The sequence below is a fragment of the Leptolyngbya boryana PCC 6306 genome, assembly GCF_000353285.1.
GTDB lineage: Bacteria > Cyanobacteriota > Cyanobacteriia > Leptolyngbyales > Leptolyngbyaceae > Leptolyngbya > Leptolyngbya boryana.
In genome coordinates this window covers 3,282,444-3,306,253 of sequence record NZ_KB731324.1, presented here as the reverse complement: position 1 = coordinate 3,306,253, position 23,810 = coordinate 3,282,444, and the positions used below count along the sequence as shown (strand labels likewise).

17 protein-coding genes are annotated in these 23,810 nt (G+C 47.8%); 7 read left to right on the top strand and 10 right to left on the bottom strand.

Annotated features, from left to right (window positions below; genetic code table 11):
- The first annotated feature begins 92 nt into the window (after positions 1-92).
- The 6 genes from LEPBO_RS0116695 (at position 93) to dut (ending at position 7,306) form a co-directional block, all read left to right on the top strand.
- Positions 93-1,739 (top strand): alpha/beta hydrolase, encoded by a 1,647-nt coding sequence (locus tag LEPBO_RS0116695; protein WP_017288701.1) that lies wholly within the window; start codon positions 93-95, stop codon positions 1,737-1,739.
- Between the two features lie 7 nt (positions 1,740-1,746).
- The gene (gene truB, locus LEPBO_RS0116690) at positions 1,747-2,598 is read left to right on the top strand and encodes a tRNA pseudouridine(55) synthase TruB (RefSeq protein WP_026148702.1); all 852 of its coding nucleotides are present in this window, start codon (positions 1,747-1,749) and stop codon (positions 2,596-2,598) included.
- Positions 2,599-2,630: 32 nt separating this feature from the next.
- A complete protein-coding gene (locus tag LEPBO_RS0116685) occupies positions 2,631-3,104 on the top strand; it encodes a molybdenum cofactor biosynthesis protein MoaE (protein ID WP_017288699.1) in 474 nt (157 codons plus the stop codon).
- Between the two features lie 84 nt (positions 3,105-3,188).
- On the top strand, positions 3,189-5,015 hold the full coding sequence (locus tag LEPBO_RS40135) for a S8 family serine peptidase (protein ID WP_017288698.1): 1,827 nt from the start codon (positions 3,189-3,191) through the stop codon (positions 5,013-5,015).
- A 123-nt stretch (positions 5,016-5,138) separates the two neighbouring features.
- Positions 5,139-6,857, top strand: a complete 1,719-nt coding sequence (hflX, locus tag LEPBO_RS0116675; protein ID WP_017288697.1) for a GTPase HflX — start codon at positions 5,139-5,141, stop codon at positions 6,855-6,857.
- Positions 6,858-6,868: 11 nt separating this feature from the next.
- Positions 6,869-7,306 (top strand): dUTP diphosphatase, encoded by a 438-nt coding sequence (gene dut / locus LEPBO_RS0116670; protein WP_017288696.1) that lies wholly within the window; start codon positions 6,869-6,871, stop codon positions 7,304-7,306.
- A gap of 161 nt (positions 7,307-7,467) precedes the next feature.
- Here dut and LEPBO_RS0116665 read toward each other — a convergent pair whose 3' ends face one another.
- From LEPBO_RS0116665 to LEPBO_RS0116620, 9 genes are all read right to left on the bottom strand, one after another.
- On the bottom strand, positions 7,468-7,953 hold the full coding sequence (locus LEPBO_RS0116665; protein ID WP_036044653.1) for a WbuC family cupin fold metalloprotein: 486 nt from the start codon (positions 7,951-7,953) through the stop codon (positions 7,468-7,470).
- A gap of 168 nt (positions 7,954-8,121) precedes the next feature.
- Positions 8,122-9,846 carry an ABC transporter ATP-binding protein gene (locus tag LEPBO_RS0116660; RefSeq protein WP_026148700.1) on the bottom strand — a complete coding sequence of 575 codons (1,725 nt, stop codon included), beginning with the start codon at positions 9,844-9,846 and terminating at the stop codon, positions 8,122-8,124.
- A gap of 418 nt (positions 9,847-10,264) precedes the next feature.
- Positions 10,265-10,879, bottom strand: a complete 615-nt coding sequence (locus tag LEPBO_RS0116655; RefSeq protein WP_017288693.1) for a DedA family protein — start codon at positions 10,877-10,879, stop codon at positions 10,265-10,267.
- A 139-nt stretch (positions 10,880-11,018) separates the two neighbouring features.
- The gene (locus LEPBO_RS0116650) at positions 11,019-12,638 is read right to left on the bottom strand and encodes an alpha/beta hydrolase (RefSeq protein WP_026148699.1); all 1,620 of its coding nucleotides are present in this window, start codon (positions 12,636-12,638) and stop codon (positions 11,019-11,021) included.
- Between the two features lie 99 nt (positions 12,639-12,737).
- Positions 12,738-13,931: a glycosyltransferase family 2 protein gene (locus tag LEPBO_RS0116645; protein WP_017288691.1), complete on the bottom strand. Its 1,194-nt coding sequence runs from the start codon at positions 13,929-13,931 to the stop codon at positions 12,738-12,740.
- A gap of 80 nt (positions 13,932-14,011) precedes the next feature.
- Positions 14,012-16,216, bottom strand: coding sequence for a GumC family protein (locus tag LEPBO_RS0116640; protein ID WP_017288690.1), 2,205 nt, complete (start codon positions 16,214-16,216; stop codon positions 14,012-14,014).
- A 323-nt stretch (positions 16,217-16,539) separates the two neighbouring features.
- Entirely contained in the window at positions 16,540-17,301 is a 762-nt protein-coding gene (locus LEPBO_RS0116635; RefSeq protein ID WP_017288689.1) for a WecB/TagA/CpsF family glycosyltransferase, read from the bottom strand.
- 1,647 nt (positions 17,302-18,948) lie between these two features.
- The gene (locus LEPBO_RS37320) at positions 18,949-19,593 is read right to left on the bottom strand and encodes a serine O-acetyltransferase (RefSeq protein ID WP_225885690.1); all 645 of its coding nucleotides are present in this window, start codon (positions 19,591-19,593) and stop codon (positions 18,949-18,951) included.
- A gap of 24 nt (positions 19,594-19,617) precedes the next feature.
- Positions 19,618-20,892, bottom strand: a complete 1,275-nt coding sequence (locus tag LEPBO_RS0116620; protein WP_081614746.1) for a glycosyltransferase family 4 protein — start codon at positions 20,890-20,892, stop codon at positions 19,618-19,620.
- A gap of 441 nt (positions 20,893-21,333) precedes the next feature.
- On the opposite strand from LEPBO_RS0116620, the gene LEPBO_RS0116615 reads away from it, so the two are divergent.
- A complete protein-coding gene (locus LEPBO_RS0116615; protein ID WP_017288685.1) occupies positions 21,334-22,341 on the top strand; it encodes a glycosyltransferase in 1,008 nt (335 codons plus the stop codon).
- A 123-nt stretch (positions 22,342-22,464) separates the two neighbouring features.
- On the opposite strand, the gene LEPBO_RS0116610 is transcribed toward LEPBO_RS0116615, so the two are convergent.
- Positions 22,465-23,754, bottom strand: coding sequence for an O-antigen ligase family protein (locus tag LEPBO_RS0116610; RefSeq protein ID WP_017288684.1), 1,290 nt, complete (start codon positions 23,752-23,754; stop codon positions 22,465-22,467).
- Between the last annotated feature and the right edge of the window lie 56 nt (positions 23,755-23,810).

Below are 23,810 nucleotides of genomic sequence, written 5' to 3'. Positions count from 1 at the left end.
TCTTTTTATTTCTTTGGAAGTTGCCGCTTTTTCTGTAGGTGCGTCAAAATGAGCCAGTCTAGGTTCAGGTCGTTAGGATTCCGTCCGAAGATATGCAACAGTCGAAAGTCGCCAAATTTTTCTTCTCCGCGATCGCAGGACTGATTTCTGTTCTCGCTATGAGTTCCCCAGCCCGGAGTGCTGAGCGGATTTTTCTGTCGTATGGCATTTTAGAGCGATCGGTTTCTGTGTCGGCGCTGGAAGCGTATGCGCGTCAGGGAGTACTCGATAGTGACCTTTACGTGTATTCGCAATATGTCGATGCAACGCAATTGGCGACATTGCGTAAGGTGTTGGTTGCAAAGGCAGACCTTAGTCCTGTTGCGGTTTCGCAATTCCTGTATACACAGCAGGGAGAGATTTTGTTACGCCGTTTGGGAGAAGTGATTCAACCGGAATCTCGCGATACAGGATTTTTCGCGATTCGAGCGGCATTGATTTTGGCATCGGCTGATCCAGAAGGGTTGACGTTGCTGAATGTATTTCGGAGGTTTCCGACGCGAGGGATTCGGATTGATTTGCAGCGAAGCCTCCAGATTGTGGATGATTTTGGAGATTTGATTGGACGTACGAAGCAAGCTACTGATGTAGTCGCTCAACTTGCGAGCCAAGACTCTACCCCCCTACCGGGGAACATTCCTGATTTAACAGCGCGAGGCGCATATGGATTTCGGCGAGACTCTTGGAGATTAGTCGATCGAACGCGCGGATTTGTGCAAGCGTTAGGGCGAGAGCGCGTATTTCCGGTGGATGTCTATTTGCCGATCGCGCGCCGTCAAGCTTTGCCAACATCGATTCCCGTGATTGTGATTTCGCATGGACTGGGTTCCGATCGCGGAACGTTCCGATATTTAGCAGAACACCTCGCGTCTCATGGATTTGCGGTTGCCGTTCCAGAACATCCCGGCAGTAATGCCAAACAGTTGCAAGCTTTAGTCGATGGCATCGCCAATGAGGTCACGAGTCCGAGTGAGTTTGTCGATCGCCCGCTCGATATTAAGTATGTACTGGATGAACTGGAGCGTAGAGCCAAGTCTGATCCTCAATACAGTCGTTTGAATGTCAAGCAAGTTGGACTGTTGGGGCAGTCTTTTGGCGGCTATACGGTGATGGCATTAGCGGGTGCGCCGATCAATTTTGCACAGCTTCAGCAATCCTGTCGTCCAGATGAGATCGATCGAACCTTGAATCTTTCTCTCTTGCTGCAATGCCGTGCGGCTGCTTTACCGCCGATTAACTACAATTTGAGCGATCCACGGGTGAAAGCGATCGTTGCGATTAATCCGATCACCAGTAGTGTGTTCGGACAGGCATCTGTGAGTCAGATTAAAACACCGATTTTGATGGTAGGAGGCAATGCAGATACGATCGCGCCTGCTTTGCCAGAGCAGATTCAGCCGTTTACGTGGTTACAAACGAATGAACGATATTTGGCGGTGATTGAGCAAGGAACGCACTTCTCAGCATTAGGACAGGGGAATGATGAAGGGGTTCCGGTGCCGCCGGAAGTGATTGGAGCGAATCCCGCGATCGCGCGGCGCTATATGAATGCGCTGAGTTTGGCATTTTTTCAAACTTACATTAACAATCAATCGAGCTTCCGACCCTATATTTCTGCAACCTATGCCCGTGCAATCTCCCAAGATCCGTTACGGTTAAGTCTGGTGCAATCGTTAACGCTTTCGCAGTTGGGTAGGTGATTTGCTTGTGGATGGGTTTTTGAATCTCAATAAGCCGTTTGGATTTACGTCACATGATTGTGTGGCGAAGGTGCGGAGGATTCTGGGGACGAAGAAAGTGGGACATGCGGGAACGCTTGATCCGGCAGCGACGGGCGTTTTACCGATCGCGATCGGTCGGGCGACTCGATTGCTGCAATATCTGCATCACGATAAGGCTTATCATGCGACGATTCGATTTGGGGTAACGACCACAACCGATGATTTGGAAGGCGAAATTCTGACGCAAGAAGCGGTTGCGAATCTGAGCTTAGAGAATGTGCAAGAGAAGCTCTCTTTGTTTCAAGGAGTGATTGAGCAGATTCCGCCAAATTACAGTGCGATTCAAATCGATGGCAAGCGATTGTATGACTTGGCTCGGGCAGGCAAAACGATCGAGGTTCCGGCTCGAACTGTAGAAATTTACAGCCTAAAGGTGCTGGATTGGAGAGCGGGCGAGTTTCCGGAGTTGGATCTGGAAATCGCTTGTGGGAGTGGGACTTATATTCGATCGATTGCTCGCGATTTAGGAGCGGAACTTGGCACAGGTGCGACTTTGGCGAAGTTGCTCAGAACCGAGAGTAATGGTTTTTTGCTCGCAGATAGTTTGAGGCTTGAAGACTTGCCTGCGCCTTTGATGAATTCTGAACATGCAGTTTTGCATTTGCCAGAGGTGGAGGTGGACGAAATCATTGCGCGGCGCTGGTGTCAGGGACAGAAAATTGCCTTGGGACTTGCGGCAGGAATTGTGCGGGTGAAGTGCGATCGCTTTTTAGGAATTGGGGAGGTTCGAGAAGATGGGGTGCTAGTTCCGAAGATGGTATACGAACCGATTGCTTAGAATGAGAAAACATTGATTTGCTGCGTTCTTCTATGATTTCATCGACTCCGCCAAAGCCCGTTCCCACGCATCCCGGCGATCGTTTCACGATTACGATCGCGCCGCTTTCGATCGAAGAAGTCTACAGCCAAGCAGATGACGCAGCCAATGGCGCGATCGTGCTGATGAGCGGTATGGTTCGGAACAATACTGATGGATTTTCAGTGCTGCATCTGGAGTATCAAGCATATGAACCGATGGCGATCGCGGTTTTCAAAGAAATTGCATCTGAGATTCGACAAACTTGGAAGGATGTCACTCATGTCGTGATTCATCACCGCGTTGGACGATTAGAGATTGGGGAAATCAGTGTATTAATTGCCGTTGGATGCCCGCATCGGACGGAAGCATTTGAGGCTTGTAAATACGCGATCGATACGCTGAAACATCGCGCCCCGATTTGGAAAAAAGAGTTTTACTACGGTGAAGATGGCGCGATTCGCTCTAGCTGGGTGAACTGTTGCTAGGTGATTAGGATCACCAGTGTTATAAAGATTTGACGAATTGAAGCGGGAACTCTGGGAAGGTCGTTCCTGCCTTAATTCGTCACTATGTCTTTCGACAAGCCTGCTTGGAGTGCGATCGCGAATCCCAGTGATCTGATTGCTGCAAACTCCAATGAATTGTCTTGGTTCTCGATCGCGGAAAATCGTGCGGTCAATCGAGCTTCTTACGTTCTCGATCGCAATACACAAATCATTGATATCTATGACTACGATCGCGATGGCAATCCTGATTTACTCTGGCGCGATCGTCAAAGCTACTACTTTCTGACCAAGGGACAGCGCGTCGATCTTTACACCGTTAGTGACCTGAACTGGCAGATTGAGCGAATTGGAGACCTTGATGGCGACCGCGATCGCGATATTCTTTGGCGTAATCAGCGTTCTGGAGAAGTCGCATTCTGGCGCTTGAATGCCATGTCTCTCGAATCGAGCCAAATTACGACAACAATCAGTGACTTAGCATGGCAGATTGCAGATGTTCAGGACTATGACAATGATGGCGATTTAGATCTGTTTTGGCGCAACGATCGAACTCATGAAAACGCGTTCTGGCAGATGAATGGCACAACCTTAGAACGCAGTCTCTACATCGACTCTGTTGCAGGTTGGACATTGGAAGGCAGCGGTGACTTTAATGGAGATCGACAATTCGATCTGCTTTGGCGCAATGGGCAATCGGGACAAGTTCAGATCTGGCAAATTAATGGCATGAGCGTCGGCAAGAAGTCTAATTTGTCGATCGCGCCTGATTTTTCTTGGGATATCAAAGGCTTAAGTGACTACAACCAAGATGGAACAACGGATATTTTATGGCAGCAATCAACGACAGGTGCAGCCGGCTACTGGGGCATCAATCAGCTTCAATTCCAGACGGTCACACTTCTAGACTTCGGAAATTTCCGCATTCAATCCTTTGAGCAAAGTTATGCTCCAAGCCCAAGCTATAGTGCAAGTTTTGGTTATGGGCTTGTGAATGCCGCGATCGCAGTTGCTACTGCTGTGAAACAAGCTCCTATGACTTCAGTTCCAGCAACGTCTTGGAGCATAGATATGCTGAATATTCCAGAAGTTTGGGCGCGAGGCTATACGGGGCAGGGAATTACGATCGCTGTGATTGATTCTGGTATTGATATCACTCATTCTGATCTCAAGTCTAATATCTGGACGAATCCAGGTGAAATTCCTAACAATGGCATTGATGACGATCGCAATGGCTTTATTGATGACGTAAATGGCTGGAACTTTAGCTTAAACAACAACGATATTTCACCTTCGAGTGTTCATGGAACTGCGGTAAGTGGAGTGATTGCTGCGGCTCAAAACAATGTTGGTATCACAGGAGTTGCTTACAGTGCTAAGTTAATGCCACTGCGGGTGACGAATGCTCAAGATAACTGGAATGGGAACTTAGCAAGAGCGATTCGCTATGCCGTGGATAATGGGGCACGTGTGATTAATATGTCGCTGTGGTGGACAGATTCCGCAGAACTCAGAGAGGCAATTGCCTATGCTGCTAGCCGCAATGTGATAACTGTGACTGCGGCATTAAATGAAGGAGCCTCTCAACCGAGCAATCCAGCGAGCTATGCAACACAGTTTGGGATTGCTGTGGGAGCAGTTGATCGCGATCGACAACTCACTGCCTTTTCAAATCGATCGGGGTCGAATCCAAAGATGAATTATGTGCTTGCACCTGGACAAGACATTGAAACAACAGTGCCAGGAAATAGCTATCAATCGGGCTGGTGGGGCACATCTCTGGCAGCACCTTATGTGTCGGGTGTAGTTGCATTGATGTTAAGCGCAAACCCAACTTTAACGCATGATCAGGTGCGTCAGATTTTGATGGAATCAGGAAATGCGATCGGGTAAAAGTAAGATGGATGTCAAATTGATTGACTCAAGCGATCGAGGTTGACGCAGGCGGTTTAGGGCAGCGAGAATTTGTCTGCGATTTCACAAACTGTAACTTGCAACTGTCTTCTGCGATCTAGAATGAGATCAAGTCGCGTTTGGCAAAGTTTAGTTATCGAAACCGTCTACGGAAACCTCCAAGGTCTAAAGAGCAGTCAACTCAAGCAGCTTCAACGGCTGTATCATCAGCGCTTACCGGGCGATCGCATCACTACAGCCGAGTTTGCTCAACGGATCGCAGCCATTAGTTCTGAAATCAATCAGCCCGTTTGTACGTATGTGAATCGTCGCGGTCAAGTGATTCGGGTTGGGGTTGGAACTTTACGCCAAACTCAGATTCCAATGCTGGAACTGCCGCGTTATGGTGCAGAGCGACTCTGTGGCATTCGTTGTATTGCGACTCAACTCAAGTCAGATCCACCGGGAGACGCAATGCTGACGGTGATGGCATTGCAACGACTAGATACCTATGTAGCATTAACGCTGACGGGAGGCGGATTTGAGCGGCGAGGTGGTGGTGCAACCGGATATGTGAAGGCGGCTTACTTAGCGCATTTAGTGCCGCATCCAGAGGTGAGTTGGACAGTCTCGCCGCCGCTAGGGTTAGACGTGGTTTCAGAGCAAGATTTTCTGGCGTTGGTTGAAGGGCTAGAAGAAGAATTTCGCCGTGAGTATATTGCTCAGCAAGTCGATCGCGATCATGATCAGGTCTTAATTGTCGGATTACAAACGGATAATAAGTCAGCGCAACGGTTTCAGACCGAGTTAGAGGAACTGGCAAGACTGGTCGAAACCGCAGGCGGCGAAGTCCTGCAAACGGTGAAGCAGAAACGCCCGCGTCCGCATCCTCAAACCGTAGTCGGAGAAGGAAAAGTCCAAGAAATTACTTTGGCAGCGCAAACGGTCGGGGCAAGTTTGATTGTGTTCGATCGTGATCTTTCCCCGGCTCAGGTTCGTAATTTAGAGATGCAGATTGGCATCCGAATTGTCGATCGTACCGAAGTCATCTTGGATATTTTCGCGCAACGAGCACAGTCTGGAGCCGGAAAACTTCAAGTGGAACTGGCTCAGCTTGAATATATGCTGCCGCGATTGTCAGGACGCGGACAAGCGATGTCTCGATTAGGAGGCGGGATCGGTACAAGAGGACCTGGAGAAACGAAGCTAGAAACCGAACGCCGCGCAATTCAGCGGCGAATTTCGCGACTTCAGCAAGAGGTGAATCAGCTCCAAGCGCATCGAGCGCGCCTGAGACAGCGCCGACAGCACGAAGAAATTCCCTCGATCGCAGTGGTCGGCTATACCAATGCAGGAAAATCTACATTACTCAATGCTTTAACAAATGCTGAAGTCTATACAGCCGATCAGCTTTTTGCAACACTTGATCCAACAACTCGGCGATTAAATTTCACCGATTCAGAAACACATGAAGCAACGCAACTGTTGTTAACGGATACCGTTGGATTTATTCATGAATTGCCGCCTTCTTTGATGGATGCGTTTCGTGCCACATTAGAAGAAGTGACAGAGGCGGACGCTTTGCTGCATGTGGTGGATCTGTCGCATCCGGCTTGGCAAAGTCAGATTCGATCGGTGATGCACATTCTGGGTGAGATGCCTATTACACCGGGGCCTGCACTCTTAGCGTTTAATAAAATCGATCAAGTCGATGCAGAACAATTAGCGATCGCTCGCGAAGAGTTTCCTCAAGCCGCATTTATCTCAGCCCATGAGCGACTAGGGCTGGAAACACTCAGACAGCGATTATGTCAGTTGGTTCGATATGCGATGTCAAGCTAATGTTGTAAGGTATGCAAAGCGCAAAAGTAAAACTTGTCAAGCTAGTAGACTCTGCTAAGCTACCCCGATACGAACATGAAGATGATTCAGGTTTGGATCTGTTTGCGCTAGAAGAGCAAGACATTCCTCCTGGAAAGACAGCGCTGATTGGAACAGGAATCGCGATCGAGCTACCGCTCGGAACTGAAGCCCAAATTCGTCCGAGAAGTGGGCTAGCACTGAAGCATTCGATTACGGTTCTCAATACTCCAGGCACAGTTGATGCAGGCTATCGAGGTGAAATTGGAGTGATTTTGATCAATCATGGGCAAGAATCTTTCAAGGTGCTGAAGCATATGAAAATTGCCCAAATGGTCATTGTGCCTGTGATTCGCGCAGAGCTTGAAGAAGTCGATCGTTTATCTGACACTATTCGCGGAGCAGGTGGATTCGGTTCGACTGGAGTGTAAGCACATTGCGCTTTGACTCAGAAGCGACTGACAGTAAAAGAAGGTTGCCATGAATCAGAACTTTAGTATTCCGAAAAGCTCACTTCAATTTTGCTTGAGCAATAGACTCAAGTTGAAGTCTCGTTCTACGATCGATTCTGAATAGATGCACCTGCACAGTACTACTGAAAATGTTGCATCCAAGTTTGAATCCACTGTTGAGCTTCGGCTGTATTTTCTAAAGGAAAAGTTTGCAGAAAGTCCTTGTCTTCGATCGGCATGTAAGGTCCTTCTTTTAACTCAAACATGACGGTATCTGGCTCAAGCGCGATCAAAGTGTGAAACATGCCTTCTCCAAGTTCTACTCCTCTAGTCGTTCCAGTTGCGCTAATTTTCTCGGTATGAATGACTTCTCCGGATCCATCTAAAATCAGAATACCGATCGCGCCTTGCAACACTAGAAAGAATTCAAAGCCACTCTTACCTTCTGGGCGAACATGGCGGTGTGGGCGAACATAAGTTTCAGGCTGCAAAACATTGAGAAAGCGTTGAACAATGTCGCTATGCTCATGAAAATTGTAGTTCTTGCGATGGCGAGGACTCGTGCGGGCTTGTTCAGCGATCGCATCCATCAAGGGTTGAGTCAGGCATTTAATGGGTAGGGTCATGATCGAAACCTATAAATCGCAATTCCAAATCAGTTGTGAAGTGGGGAGTAGTTCTCTGGATTAGCTCCCTACTCCCTACTCTTCTTAGCCTCTACACCTCAAACCGGATTGCTATAGAACAATCAAAATGACACCCGATCGTTGCTCCACAGATGGTAAACGTGAAGCTTAGCTAAACTGCTGTGCATAGAATCGTGCATATCGTCCGCCTTCTGCGAGCAATTCTGTATGAGTTCCAGACTCTACAACTCGTCCTTTCTCCATGACCAGAATGCGATCGACGCGTCTCACCGTCGCTAAACGATGCGCGATGATAAACACAGTTCGACCTTGCATAATGCGTTCTAAAGCTTCTTGAACCAAAGCTTCGGATTCTGAATCCAACGCTGAAGTTGCTTCGTCGAGAATCAAGATCCGAGGATTGAGCAGCACCGCCCGCGCGATCGCTAACCGCTGCCGCTGTCCTCCCGATAAATTTACTCCTCGCTCACCGACCCAAGTTTCATAGCCATCGGGGAATTGACTAATAAACTGATGAGCATTGGCAATCTTGGCAGCTTCTCGAACTGCATTCATATCAAAATCGAGTTGTCCAAAGGCGATATTTTGCGCGATCGTTCCCGTAAACAAAATCGTTTCCTGCGGCACAATCCCGATTTGATGCCGCAAACTTTTCAGCGAGACATCGCGAATGTTCGTGCCATCAATCCAGATTTCTCCTGCTTGAGGATCATAAAATCGTGGAATTAAATTCACGAGCGTCGTTTTACCTGCACCCGATGCCCCCACTAAAGCCACCATTTCGCCCGGATAGACTCGCAGACTCAAATCTTGCAGAACAGGACGATCCGGACGATAGGCAAAAGAGACATTCTCAAATTCAATTCTCCCGGTCACAGAAGGCAGAACTTTGGCATCGGGTTGTTCCACGATCGACGGGTTAATCTGCAACAGTTCAAACACACGATCGACCGAAGCCTCTCCCTGCTTAAACTCGTTGTAGTTCAATGTCACTGTGCTAATCGGCTCAAACAACATCGCGACCGCGACCACGAACGCAATGAATTCACTGCCCGTCAAATTCCCTTGGGAGATTTGCCAACTGCCCACTAACAAGAGCGCGAGAATTCCTAGCGCATCTAAAAATCCTTGAACTGGGTATTGAATCGCTCTCAAGCGTTCTGTCGCGTATCTGGCTTGACGATTGCGTTCTGAACCTCGGCGGAATTGTTCGATCGCATAATCCTCCGCTGCAAAGGCGCGCACTAATCTCACGCCACTTAACATCTCTGTCAGCAACGCCGACAAGTCTGAAATCCGGCTCTGGCTCCGATACGACAACTTCCGCATCTTCTCGCCAAACCAAGCCGTTAATCCAGCTAGCAACGGAGCCACGATCAGCGTTGAAAGCGTCAACTGCCAATTGAAATACAGCATCGTAATCAGCGTCACAACGAGCTTCATCGCATTCGGCACAAACTGGCTAAAGAGCTTCTGAATTACCTCACCAATGCGATCGACATCTTCTGTCAATCGATAGGTGAGATCTCCAGTCTGCACAGTCTCAAAATAAGCGAGACTCAAGCGTTGAATATGAGAAAACGTGCGATTTCTCAACTCCATCGCAATACTCAACGAAGCTTTGGCAATCAGCGTTTCTTGACCGTATTGTGCAAGTTTTTGGCTTCCCCAAATCAAAATCACATAGCCAGCGGTTTCCGCAATTGCAGCAATTCGCCCCTCGCTGATAAACCGAGACATTTTTTCTGACAAAAATGCCATGGCGGGCCAAGTCACAGCAAAAATGACCGCACACATCAAGGCATAAACGATCGTGCGCCATTGGGGGCGAAGATAAGCGAGAAGTTGCCAGTAGTTAGAACGTTTTTTCAAGATCGATTTGACTTGTGTTCCTGGTAGATGTGAATGTGAGAGAGCAAAAGTGAACTTGCAATCATAACGATTAATAATTAGAAGGATCGGCACCAGCGATTGATCTACATCCGGAGTGACTTTTCCGAGCGAGTATCCTATCACCGTCCGTCTAAATGTCCAATCCCCTTATCAGATTAAACGAAATAAAGGGACAATCGCGCATTGCTCATATCCTCGCAACGATTGAAGTCAAGGTTCGCACAATAAGTCGAAATCGCGTTGGCACGACCGCTTGATGCCTGTGCTTGTGATCTAAACGGTTGTGCTGAGACAATCTGCTCAAAAGCTAGGAGCCTTATTTCTGGAAGAGTTTACGCCTGAATCTGTTCCCCGTCTCATCTCAAAATTGCGGCACAATTCTAGAGATACCCATGCCTTATTGGGAAGCCTTTCGATGTCGAATTAACCAAACCACAAAGGCGATGACTAAAATGCCGAGAACAATCTTAGAAACAGGCGCAAGATATTCATCCACCAATTCATACTGGTCGCCCAAAACATACCCAACATACGTTAAAGCGGCAGTCCAAATCGTTGTCCCGATCGTGGAATACACCAAAAACGGCATGAGTCGCATTCCACTTAACCCCGCAGGGAGCGAGATCAACGTGCGAATGCCGGGAACGAGTCGCCCAAATAAAACGGCTTTGGTTCCATGTTTGTAAAACCAACGATTGACTTTATCAATGTCTTGACCGGTTACGCCGATCCATTTGCCATAGCGATCTGCCAGTTCTCGAATTCGCTTCTCGCCGATCAAAAGTCCACCATAGTACCAGAGCAGCGTTCCTAAGATTGTCCCCACCACACCAGCCAGCACGGCATACTGAAAGTCCATATCTCCTTTCGAGACAGTGAATCCAGCTAGCGGCATGATCAGCTCGGACGGAATCGGTGGGAATAGATTTTCCATGAACATGAGAAATCCGATTCCGATGTATCCCAGCGACTGCATTGTACTGGTAATCCATACAGCTAAAGCTGAACTCATTTAAGGTGACTCCTCTGTCTCGTAGGTTTCCGTGCGCGGACGATCGCACAGGTTCATGATATGAACTTTTATGAAACTTTTACGAACAAGTTCGAGCCAATCCGCACAGGTTGGATAGAACTTCTCCAGTCCTTTAAATTCAAAAAACCGACGCCAAACTCAGCCAACGCGTAATATTTTCAGGCAGTTCAGTATTCAACCGCATGGGTAACTCTGGCTTCGATAGCGATCGCGCATAATCCGGGGTTAAGAACGGCTGATAGGTTTTGGCAGCAGGAGTCGCTTGTTGCACAAATGCCAAAGTGACCCCTTGCAACAATCGCCGCAATGGTTCAACTTCCTTGCCCCTGCGCTCTTTGACTAACGTTCCTTGCGCCACGGCTCCACTGAAATTGCCGGGATCGCTCACACTGAGATGGGTTGTCCCAATTGCCGTTAATAAATACTTCGGAGTCGGTAATTGCAAAAAGGGTTGAAGCTGCTGCGTAAATGCTGGAGCTAACCGATCGTCGGTACTGGTCAAGATCATCGTTGGCGTAGCTACAGATTTTAGACCTTCCTTACCAAAAATTTGCCCGATCGCCGGGTTGAGCGCGATCGCTTGCACAATTCTTGGATCTCGAACACTAATTCGGTTTTGGGGAAGTTCAGCCGCTGCACATTGCAGCCAATCCGCTGGAACCCGCTCTAATAGACCACTTTCTCGACAGAAATCGCGTAATTCATCAATCCGCAACTCAGCCCCAGCCAGCGCCAACGCTTCATACCCCCCCAACGAATGCCCAATCATTGAAACTTTTTGAGTATTGAGTTTTCCTTGTAGTTCGCCCGGTTGTTGATTCAATTCCGCAAAGCGATCGAGCAAAAAACTCACGTCTTTGGGGCGATCAATAAACTCAGTTCCAGGCACTAAGCGATCAGGATTCAAAGCGGGCAGTGCTCCACCACGCGTGACAAACGGATGCTCGATCGCGGCGACTGTAAATCCATGCGATGCCAAATGTCGAGCCAGATATGTTAAAAACTTCCGATTTGCCTCAAACCCTGGCGCAATCACAATCAAAGGCGCTTGAGGATTGGTCGAACTCCAATACAAATCCACAGGCAATTGGCGATTCCGTTGATCATCGAAGAATGAAAAAAACTGTTCTCGAACCGGCTGATTTCCGGGCGCAGATGGATCAAGTTCAGCGCGAAATCCTGGATTGCCCGCTGGCAAACTATTCGTTAATAGCGATTGAATCCCTTGAGTTTTCCAGTAGGAAAAATTCAACTGAGACGCGATGCCTAGCGCTTGGGTGACATCGATCGTCACCGTATCTTGTGGAATCGCTTTGATCACCCCAATTGCATCGAGTTGATTTGCCTGCCGAGCTGCTAACCAAAACCCCGCTTGCAGCGTTTCTAAACTTAATTCTGGAGCAGCTTGTCGGATCGAATTTAAAACCTGCTGCCCCGATGGAGACTTTAACAAGTCTTCAACAATCCGCGTGCCCAAGTTGGGATCAAGCTCTAATCGACTCGTTAAAGCTTTGCGAAATTCAGGAGTCAGAATTGCAGTATAGAGCTGAAGCGATGTAGAGACTTTTCCACTTTGAGCAAACTGTTCTAAATCCGCAACCTCAATCGATTGCTCAAACGGTCCAAATCGCAAATTTAAACGTTCAGCAGCGAAACTAGGAGCAACAGCTGACAGAGCTAGGGCTGCACCCCACATAAAACTATGACCGAGTGTTTTCAGGGAGACGAATCGCTTCACGGTAAGACTTCCTATACCAGCTTGTGTGCGCTATGTTCGACTTTAACCCCGACTTAAATCCTCTGCCAAAGTTCCTAATTATTTACGCTTCACGAGTCACTACTCTGAAGCCGAGCGCACATCCCGCTCTGTGCGCACCCAAGTTTTCTGCGGGCGCACTAAAAACTTCAGATACACCGGAATCTTCCACAATATGTACATTGGAACTGTGATCAGGTCGCGCAGCGATAAATCGTCGCGCCCAAACTTCGCCCAAGCTCCAAAAACTGTCCCTGCAAGACAAGCTCCAGCCGCGATCGCAATCATTCCAGGGAACCAATGCCCACTTATCCAACCCCAAAACAGCGTAATGGCACTGATTGCCAACCAGCTCATGACATACAGCGATAAGGGCGGGACACTCAGCTCTAGAGCAACTCCTAGCGCATCCAAATTTCTTCGCTGAATTGCACTCTTGATTAAGACTGGAACAAAGGTGGTGATCGCTTGCAAATGTCCATGCTCCCATCGGGTGCGTTGACTTTCACCCGCACGGCTATTCTGCGGCAGCACCCCCGTTACTCGTGCCTCTGGACAATAAAGGGGGGCAAATCCAGCGATCGTTAAATCCACACTGACCTTCATATCTTCAACGATATGACCGCTCGCTAAACTCACGGCTTGAATCGCTGCCCAAGGAAACGCCATCCCTGTCCCCGTTAATAAACACGGCAGCCCAAGATGAGTTAATCCGAGCGGTCGCACCAGATTTTTGAGCGTGAAAGCAAATGCGGCAACAGAGTGTTTAGCCGTCGCTTGAGGCGGTTTCTGGAGTAAATAGGTCGCCTGAACCGGTCTGCCCGTTGCCATCACTGTATCGACTAATTGTTCGATCGTGCCTGGCTGCACCTGACAGTCTGCATCCACTACAATCACGACATCAGGTGGATCTGCAGCTAGATGCGTTGTGCCATAGTCCAAAGCATATCCTTTGCCACGCCGGAGTGTGTCATGGCGCTCTAGTACAGTCACACCCATCGATCGAGCAATTTCGGCAGTTCGATCCGTGCAGTTATCTGCAATAACAATCAGCTGATCTTGAGGTCGCTTTTGTGCTGTTAAGGTTTGCAGCGTCTCTGCAATTTCAATTTCTTCGTTGTGAGCAGGGACTAAGATCGCCACCCGCGCAGATGAAGACGACGGATAAGCTGGCTCGATTCGCCGTGCGAACACAGCAGCCAGAGTTTCTAAAAATGTCCAGCAGCTCAGCCCCAAGAAAAGAGCTGCAACTCCCAAAAAACAGGCACTCAGCATAAATACAAAATCAAGAAGATCGGTGTGGTTACGGTCAGATGATTTGCCGCAACCTTTTCACATCTACAGAGAATCTGAGACTATTTTGTCAGTAACGAACGGACTGAACGCGCACCTTCTCCCCGTTCCGAAACCTGCTCACGCGGGCTGGTGTAGTAGAAGTAGCTGTCCGGCTCATAACGCACGTTGACTCCATTCGCAACCAGGCCTAGAATATTTGGCTCAGAGCGATCGAGTAAAGATTTAGCAGCAGAGATGCTGCCAGCATCAGCTACGCCTGGACGAACTGTGATCAAGACGCCATCCGCCATTTTGCCTAGGACAGCCGCATCTGCAGTTCCCGCTAGGGGTGGCGTATCAAACAGGACGTAATCATAATCCTTAGCAATCGTTTCTAACAAGGTCGTCATTGCTTCAGAATCCAAAATTGCCAGGGGATTCGGTGGCATGACACCCGCAGTCAGAATCGAAAGATTGTTCGTAATCGGCTTGACTGCTTGGCGCAGTTCGCTCTGATCGACAACCACGTTACTCAACCCAACCGAGTTGACAATGCCCCACAAGTGATGCTGCGAGGGATTTCGCATATCGGCATCGACGAGCAAGACTTTGCGACCCGACTGTGCCATCGTAGCGGCTAAGTTCGCTGCTACTTCAGACTTACCTTCACGGGGTACCGCACTGCTGATTACGATCGTCTTCACTTTCTTGTCGAGACTCATAAACTTCAGATTGGCTTGCAGCATCTGATAAGCTTCATGAATCATCGATCGCGGTGAAGTCATTGCAATCACCCGTGGCGAAATGTCATCGGCACTCGGCGAAACGATCGTTGGCGTATCACTGGTTTCAAACTTCGGAACTAACCCCAACATTGTGTAGCCGTATTGCGCTTCGGCTTCTTTGACCGTCTTCAGCGACTTGTCCATCATGTCTCTAAAGAATGCTGCCGCAACTCCCAAGAGCAAGCCGATCATTGTGCCTGCGGCTAAGAGAATCAACCGCATCCGTCCGGTTGGCTGTGTCGGAACAAGCGCGTTTTGTAGCACACGGGCGTTGCCAACTTGCTGATTTCTTGCAACTTGAATTTCTTGCAAGCGGCTTGTGAGATTCTCATAAGCCTTCTGTGCTAAGTCTTGCTTACGCTCTAATTCGCTTTGCTGTTTCACTAATGTTGGGGTTGCTGCCATGCGACTGCGGAAGCTTGACTGCAATCCAGCAAGCGTTCCTACACGGCCCTCTAACCCTAATTTTTGCGACTGCAGAGTGGCTAGGCTCTCTGCTAATTTCCGCTTGATATCGCCGACTTGTAGCGCACCAGGAGCAACTTGCACACTTGCTCCGACTGCTTCGCTCACCCGAGATTGCAGTAGTGCATTCAAGTCTTGCTCTTGTTGCTGCAAGGTCTGAATTTGCGGAGTGGTGCTCTTGAAGCGAGCTTGCTCAGTGACCAAACGAGTTTGGACTTGTTGCAATTGGCTCAAGGCTTCTTGAACTCCAGGCGACTGGCTGAGTGAAGCGAGATCGATTGCTTGCCCTGTCTCTAACCCTAACTGATCGCGCACGACTTGCTCTTGACGGGCGACATCTGCTAACTGCGATCGCGCTTGGTTGAGCTGATCTTGTAGGAGCGAGAGCGAATTAATATTTGCAGCGGATTCGCGTTCTAAATCTACAATCTGATTTTGAGTTCTAAATAGGCGTAACTCTTCAGAGGCTTTTTGCAACTCTGCTTCCGCTCGCGGCAGTTGGCTTTCAATAAAGCGACCTGCTTTATTTGCTTCTTCTTGGTTCGTCTTCAGATTATTGTCGATGTAAGCCTTCATGATCTGGTTGACCACGTTTGCTGCCATCTCTGCGTCATTATCGCTGTACTTCAAGTTGAGAATGTCCGTTGTCGGCACTGCCTCAACCTTGAGCTGCTTGCTGAGTTCCTCGGGATCCATCGGACGACCCTTGGAGTTTTTCAACTGCAGAGTATCGATCACACGCTGCAAGATCGGATACGACGTAACGACAACCGCTTGCGTGTCAAGCGGGTTACCCTCGCGCTTGAGCGATTCCAGTGTCCCGACTTTTTCACCGACTCCGGTTAAAGAGGTCGTGCGGTTTGACTGAACTAAGAGTCGCCCGTTTGCTTCAAAGCTAGGACGTTGCATCGAAGTAGCTAGCCCAACCAGCCCAACGGTTGCTGCAAGAACAGTAGCAGCAGTTAACCAACGGCGTTTCAGGATAAGCCAATAGTTTTGAAGATCGAAGTCTTCAGAATATTGCTTGGTCTCCATTTTCATGCTTGTCATAAAGGGGAATTGAGGAATGAGGGACTCATAACCTGGGGAACATAGGAAGCCGAAAACTGATGGCGCTGAGAATGATTTGAGAAGCAAACAGGATTCGGTTGAGATGCAAGCCTGAAAATATTCGGCTTTGAGTTCAGTCAACCGATACGACTTTGAGCGCAGCTTTTTAAGTACAGTTTCGCTAGATGGTATCGCGTTCGGATCACCTTGTCAGCCTTTCTCCCATAACTATGCCATAACTTAGCCTTCAAAAAGGTGAGATTAAGGATTTGATATAGAAAACATGCTGAAATGCATCCGTAGTCTCCCTAGATTGTTTTCATTAATGATCGTGATTTTTTATGCGATGCAGTGGTCGGTTCGGATGCCCAGGGGTTTTGATAATTGCGAAAGCGCTGCTGAAGAATCAGCCAGAAGAACGGCAGGTCGTGAACGAGATACCGTTTCCAAAGTCGCTTCGGTTCACACAGAATCCGGAACAACCATTCCAGTCCTACATCACTCATCCAGCGAGGAGAACGCTGGATTGTGCCAGCTTCAAAATCGATCGTCGCCCCAATCGCGAGAAAGGTTTTGACATTCGGAAGCTGATCTTTATAGTTTGTGAGCCAGAGTTCCTGTTTCGGTGCGCCAACCCCGATCGCTAACACGGTTGCGCCAGAACGATTGATCAGGTCAATGATGGCTTGGCACTCTGCTTCGTTTCGCTCGAAACCGAAAGAAGGAGAATGAGCCGCAACAACCATGTTGCGACCAACCTTGTCGTTAATTCGAGTTCGGGCAACCTCTGCAATGCCAGGAGCAGCCCCAAGAAGGAAAATTTTGACGCTGGGGTCGTTTTGATAGTACGTGTAGAAAGCTGGAAACAGATCAGAGCCAGAGATTTTTTCTTGCACCGGGGTTCCTAAAAAATAGGAGGCATATACTAACACACGACTATCACAGACTTTGAAATCCGCCCCTTGATAGGCACGGTAGAATTCATAGTCATGCTGTAACTTCATGAGATGATCCACATTGGGTGTAAAGACTGTCCCGCCAAGCCGCAGCTTTTCGAGTAGCTCAATCATCGTGAGGTTGTGGATTCCAATGTTAAGAAGGTGAACCTGTCTCATTACTTTGCCCGAAAGATCTCTACTACGGCTTGCCCAATGGAGAGCTAGAGCCTGTGCACCGAAATATCTGTCCCAGTTGGGAGACATATTTCGGTGATCTGCTGATTTGCACCCGTATCAAGTTGAAAAAACAACACACAAGAAGCCCAGCTGATTCAGAAGTTATTTTGAGCAGTTGCCCTATCGAACTCCGAGGCGGCTCTGTATGTAATCTAAGTGGCTTTCTGAAGGTGCGTCTACTCGCTTTACTGAATCTTCACGCGACTATTAAGGGATTATTCGGTTAGGGAACCGTGGAACTACGGAACATGTTTCTAATGAATCTGTGAAGTTGTTAATCATCTGTTACACAAAGACAACACACGAAGCGCTCTAAAAGTTTTGCTGCGCCTGATCGTATTGAGCTAAGCGGTTTAGAGAGAAGCTATCTTCTAATTTGGAACAACATACTTCAATCAATTGAACGATTAACAACAAATTCATTAGCAGATTTTTTCTATGAATTTGATACAAAATAGGCTCAAGATTTAGCGATCTCACCAATAGAGATTTTGATAATTTCTCATCATATTACTGGATAAAATCTGACATAAATCCATGAAACTATCTGTCTATTTATTAACAGGCCTGCTTTTGAAATATCACAAGACTTAGATTCTAAACACCTGATTTACTAATTTAGACGTATATAGACTTCTAGTCCAACGAAGATGATATGCATTTACGCCATCACTACATGAACTATTTTATCGTTCTAATGATTTGAGACTAGGTTTTTTAGGGCGTTACCAATTTACAAAAGAATGGATTTACGTTGTTCTAAACTAGAAGTCTTTCAGCGTGGGCGCAAGTTGCGCTGTTATAAAACAAACAGAATTATATTGAAATATATCTAAGATCGTCAATTTTCAGCTTAAATAAAACCTGAATCTTATCAACGCTATTTTTTAGGAATGTATCATTTATTCTCAAGGAATAGTCTAGCTTGCAATACCAGAATATCTTGCAAGTAGAATTGGTGCATTATGATAATTTAGCCATGCTTTAGGGCTAATTTTATCAATGTCAGAACTGGGCATTTGAACCATTTTACGAGCGCTCTATTGTAGATTACGTGAATGCACTGAACAATATCTTTTTCGCTCTAAAAGTCCAGATTTTCTTCATTGATGCTTTACGAAGGCTTGCCGCACTCTAGGCTATGGTCTGGCATACCCAACTACATGAGCGACTCAATTCGATTGAGAACTTTCTACCTCCTTGGATATAGGCAGAGTTTTTTCAACGAGAGTATGGAGCCATAGCAATGCTTTTTCGGCTGAATCGCTTGGGGAGTGCTCGATCTAGAATCACACGATCGAGCTTCCTTTCAACAGTTCAGGTTGCAGTAGTGAATTCTAGGCTTGGCAGTATGATGGGCTACTTAGACGTTGCTACTTCCCGTGGAAATTTGTAGATCTGACCGAGATCGATAAGAACCAGCAGACTATATGATTTCAGAGAGAAGACGAGATCGCTTCGCAAAACAAAGCCCCCTAATAGGCGCGGCTGAATCACCTGTTAGGGGGTTATATTGCTATATATTAATATGCCTATGTAGGGTTATTTAGTAATGGGAGCAGCAGGAGCAGCCATTGCTGCTTCTAGGTTCAACACATCATCAGATGTCCCTACGGGAACAGCTTTTGGCTTAAGAATTTTGGCAGGAATCCCAATGGCAGTTTCTCCAGCTCCAATATCTTTGAGAACTACTGCATTGGCTCCAATACAAGCATCATCTCCAATCACAACCTTTCCTAAAATCTTCGCCCCTGCTCCGACATTTACCCGATTTCCCAGCTTCGGGGCTTCGTAGGCGCGATCCAGATAACGATTGCCTAAGGTACAGCCTTGGCGAATAATGCAGTCATCTCCAATTTCACAATTTCCATGAATGACGATCGCACTTTGATGCTCGATCACCACTCTTCGCCCTAGCTTGGCACTATAAGGTAACTCAATGCCGTAATGGTTGCGAACTTTGCGAAAGAGCATACGGTAGAGCACACTCAGCGGAGCACGCAAGGCAAGAGGCTGAATTTGCATTCTCCAAACCCCGAAACGGTAAACGGCAACGGCTCGAAATCCGGGTTTTGTCCAGTCACGCCCATGGGCATTCCAGTCTTCGACAATCTGTTGCCACAAGGTTAGGGAGTCGGGTGCATTGCTCATGGATTGAGGCTCTTGTCTAAGGGTAGGGTGAGTCATTGAGAAGAAACGATCGAGAGGAAACTATTGAGAAGATTGCACAAGTGGAACAATCAGATCACGGGTTTCAGTCAAACCCCTTTCTACAGCAGGCTTTGCAGTCATATCTTTAAAGAGATTGGCAAGCTTCTGCGCCTCGATCGCCACATCGTGCTGCTCCAGTACTCGTGCTGCTCCAGTTTGCCCCATTTGAGCTAGGACTTCGGCAGGAAGTTCGATCGCAGTTTTAATTGCAGAGGTGAGTTCTGCGATAGAGCCTGCAGGAACTAGCCAACCGCAATCATTCGGGATGACCAATTCAGGAATGCCTGCGATATAGGTACTAATCACAGGTCTGTGTAAGGCGAGTGCTTCCATTAAGGCAACAGGTAGCCCTTCTGCAAAACTCGGAAGAACTAAAGCACGCGAAGCGAGAATGTGTTCGCGCACTGTTTCGCCACTTGCCCAGCCTGTAATTTCGACGTGATCTTGAAGGTTTCCTTCAGCGATCAAAGCTTCAATTTGAGGACGTAAGGGACCATCTCCTACAAGCACTAGCTTAATTGCAATGCCTGCAGCCACGATCGGCTTAATCGCTTCAACTAAAAGCAGTTGCCCTTTCGCTTCACAGAGTCGTCCGACACAGACGATTCTGGGTTCTGAAGGCATAGGAGTGGCGTCTGTGAAGAAAGAACGATCGACTCCACAATGCACAACTTTAATCTTGTCCCATTGCGATTGATCGCACCAGCGATAAAGCTGGCTTCTGCTAAATGAACTCACCGTTGCGACGAAAGAGGAACGCTGAACCTTTTCGACGATCGATAAAGACTGAATCATGTCGAATTCTTCAGGTCCGTGGATTGTGAAGCTGTAGGTTGGACCACCTAGGGCAGTGCACAGCATCGCAACGGTCGTTGAATTCGTGCCGAAATGGGCATGGATATGCTGAATACCGTCTGCTTGAAACCAGTCGTTTAGAACACAAGCTTCAGCCAAATAAATCAAATGGCGTAAGACTCCGCGATCGGAGCGTCGCCCAAATTTTACAGCGAGCTTAAGTGCCTGGAGAACTTGATGAGGACGAGTGACGATTGCGGCTGCCAGACTCTTCAATAATGTAAATCCACCGCTCTCTAAAACTGTGCGGGTGAGCGCCAGTTCTTTTTGATCTTCGTCATCTACGAGTTCTGCATGACAGGAGCGGATGGCATACCGACCGACCGAAATACCGCTAGCTTCGACTCCGTGAATCTCACGCCGAATGAAACTGTGACTGACTTTCGGATACTGATTCACCAGATATGCAATTTTAGTCATATCATTTTTCATAAGACTTCAGAGTGCAACTTACGGATAGGAAATTAGTCTCAGTATAAGAACGGAGCATATTTTCACAATTCTTTGAGCTTACTCTTTTTCATTCTTTGCTGGAAGTCATGGAATTGTGAAGGAGCGATGAAAATATTGAACCACGCCATGGAATAGCACTGAAACGCTGCGAATGTGATCTAGGTCTACCGATAAGATTGATTCATCTGTTCATGGTTAAAAGGTTCTAATCACGATTACTGTAAATGCCAATATAATTTTTTTGAAGATAATTTACTGTCATCCTAATTACATACCGCAACGATTGATGGATGGGGCGATTTATAGATAGAGCAGCAATCTATCAAATCCTAAAAGTTATAGATTGTTACTCGTGACGGTGCAGGGCTTGTAATCATTAACTTGGACAAAGTTGAGCGACTTAAGATCATGTTGGAAAAAATTGGGGTAGTCGCGATCGGCAGAAATGAAGGAGATCGACTGGTGCGATGTCTGAAATCCTTGGTCGCCCAAATGCCAACCGGAACATTGATCGTCTATGTGGATTCAGGATCAACCGATGGCAGCGTTGCATTTGCGGAGTCGCTTGGAGTTCAGGTTGTCAATTTGGATTTATCGATTCCGTTTACGATGGCGCGGGGGCGAAATGCTGGATTCCGGCATCTGGTCGCCCAGGTTCCAGATCTCAAATATGTGCAATTCATTGATGGCGATTGCGAACTCGTTGAAGGATGGATCGAGACTGCGATCGCGGCATTCGCGAGTGACGCAACATTCGCGATCGTGTGTGGACGACGGCGAGAGCGATTTCCAGAGCGATCTGTCTATAACCGTTTAGCTGACATGGAGTGGAATACGCCTGTGGGAGAAGCAGAAGCCTGTGGAGGCGATGCCTTGATACGGGTCGAAGCGATCCAAGCCGTGGGCGGATATAACGAAACCCTGATCGCAGGTGAAGAGCCTGAGATGTGTGTGCGCTTGCGGAAATTGGGCTGGAAGATTCAGCGAATTGATGCCGAAATGACGCGACATGATGCCGCTATGCTGGAATTTCGGCAGTGGTGGAAGCGTTCAGTTCGTGGCGGTTGGGCAATGGCAGCGTGGACAGATTTACATGGGGCGCCACCTGAACGGTATATGGTGCGCGAAAATCGCAAGCACTGGGGCTGGGTCATGGGACTGCCGCTAGTTGCAATCGGGCTAGCGTATTTTACGTCAGGGCTAAGCTTGCTCGCGTTTTTGGGCTATCCGTTGCTGTGCTGGAAAATCTATCGCTATCGTCTGAGTCGGGGAGATTCGGCATCTGATGCGCGATCGTATGCAGGATTTTGTGTGTTAGGAAAATTTCCTGAATCGATTGGACAGTTTAACTATTGGTCAACTAAGCTACGTGGTCAACAAGCTAAGTTGATCGAGTATAAAGAGCCTGCGATTTAAGCAAAGTGTGAACTGCGATCGCGCTTTGGAACAGACTAAAGTCATCGAATTGAACATTAGATCAAAACAGCGCGGCTCTATCCATGGATGGAGCCGCGCTGTTGCAAGAGAGATGATCCGTCCTCAAGTTTGAGACTCAGAGAACTGTCGCAACTGTGAAACTTCTGGAACTCGTTCACGTTCATCCTCAAACGCTGGCACTTTCTGCTTCACCGTCAGAATGGTAGCAACAAACAAAACCCAGTAGATATTTGCCAACCGCAACATGTAGCTCTCGGTGACATTATTTAGCGCTAGAAAGGTCAAAAAGCCCAACGCCCAAAGATGCTCTGGATGCTTAGACCCATACGCTTTCATCAGAGCCATCACAAACCCAATCACATAGCAGATTAAAAACAGCGCTAATCCAACCAAACCAACATCTAGAGCGACTTCAATAAACCCATTGTGAGCGTGAGGTGCATTAAAACTCTGGGATAGATAATAACCAATCGCCTTTGGATACGGGCTTTCAGGCGACCAGAACGCACTGCGACCAAAGCCGAACCAAGGGCGATCCCACAAGCGATCAAGCGCAACTGACCAAATGTAGGTTCGTCCCGTCAACGTTGGATCTCTTCCAAATGCTTTGAGCAACTCAGTCCAATTCGATAAGACCCCAACCACAGTCGAACCTAAGACTAAAACTCCCAAACTTCCAAGCACGATCGATTTTCTCCCTTGCCATCGGAAGTTTCGATAAAATGTCATCATGGCTAACATCGCGACACCCAAAAGCAAAGCCGTTCTGGAGGTCGAGAGCAGAATCAGTGCAGTTGCTCCAGCAATCCCAATCCATTTGAGCCAGCGATCGCGCGGATGTTCAATCGGCAGCGCAAAGAACGACACCATTGCGATCACCATCATGCTGCCAAAGGTGTTTTTGTAGTCGTAAATCCCTTTCCACGCCCCAGGGTGATCGACAAGATGTTTTCCAATCGAGGGTACGCCCAAGGCAAGCGCAGCACTTGCTAGTCCCCCGATCGCAAATGTCATCGCGTAAAGTTTCACCTGCTGAGTCAGTGAAAACCGAGTAGCGATGTACAGCCCAAAGGTAGTCATCTGGAGCACTTCTCGATTGGCGAGGAGCGTCCATTGGGGAAAGTCTGACCAGGCGAAGGAGAAAAGGACAATTCCGATAAAGAGCCACAATATCCAATCTCGCTTCACTGTGATGATGGCGCGTTTGGCATTGAGCATCACTAGTAAGGTACTCACTAACCAGATGAAGTACCGTATGGCGGTCATCACAATCACTGGAACAGGACCAGATGTGGTTCCATCCTCACTGCCTCCCAAGGCAAGACCGCCTGTAAAGAAGGTTAAGCCGAAGATGACGAAACAGGTTTCAGCAAACAGAAGCAGCTTTTTCACGTCTCAGTCTATGGATTGAATGCAATATCTCGATCGAGACCTGCAATGAGTTTAAA

What these genes read in the sequence shown, in the direction of transcription:
- dut (WP_017288696.1), top strand. Translation starts at nt 6,869, where the DNA reads ATGCAAAGCGCAAAAGTAAAACTTGTCAAGCTAGTAGACTCTGCTAAG.
- LEPBO_RS37320 (WP_225885690.1), bottom strand. Translation starts at nt 19,593, where the DNA reads ATGACTCACCCTACCCTTAGACAAGAGCCTCAATCCATGAGCAATGCA.
- LEPBO_RS0116695 (WP_017288701.1), top strand. Translation starts at nt 93, where the DNA reads ATGCAACAGTCGAAAGTCGCCAAATTTTTCTTCTCCGCGATCGCAGGA.
- LEPBO_RS0116665 (WP_036044653.1), bottom strand. Translation starts at nt 7,953, where the DNA reads ATGACCCTACCCATTAAATGCCTGACTCAACCCTTGATGGATGCGATC.
- LEPBO_RS0116655 (WP_017288693.1), bottom strand. Translation starts at nt 10,879, where the DNA reads ATGAGTTCAGCTTTAGCTGTATGGATTACCAGTACAATGCAGTCGCTG.
- LEPBO_RS0116685 (WP_017288699.1), top strand. Translation starts at nt 2,631, where the DNA reads ATGATTTCATCGACTCCGCCAAAGCCCGTTCCCACGCATCCCGGCGAT.
- LEPBO_RS0116615 (WP_017288685.1), top strand. Translation starts at nt 21,334, where the DNA reads ATGTTGGAAAAAATTGGGGTAGTCGCGATCGGCAGAAATGAAGGAGAT.
- LEPBO_RS0116645 (WP_017288691.1), bottom strand. Translation starts at nt 13,931, where the DNA reads ATGCTGAGTGCCTGTTTTTTGGGAGTTGCAGCTCTTTTCTTGGGGCTG.
- LEPBO_RS0116635 (WP_017288689.1), bottom strand. Translation starts at nt 17,301, where the DNA reads ATGATTGAGCTACTCGAAAAGCTGCGGCTTGGCGGGACAGTCTTTACA.
- LEPBO_RS0116640 (WP_017288690.1), bottom strand. Translation starts at nt 16,216, where the DNA reads ATGGAGACCAAGCAATATTCTGAAGACTTCGATCTTCAAAACTATTGG.
- LEPBO_RS40135 (WP_017288698.1), top strand. Translation starts at nt 3,189, where the DNA reads ATGTCTTTCGACAAGCCTGCTTGGAGTGCGATCGCGAATCCCAGTGAT.
- LEPBO_RS0116620 (WP_081614746.1), bottom strand. Translation starts at nt 20,892, where the DNA reads ATGACTAAAATTGCATATCTGGTGAATCAGTATCCGAAAGTCAGTCAC.
- hflX (WP_017288697.1), top strand. Translation starts at nt 5,139, where the DNA reads ATGAGATCAAGTCGCGTTTGGCAAAGTTTAGTTATCGAAACCGTCTAC.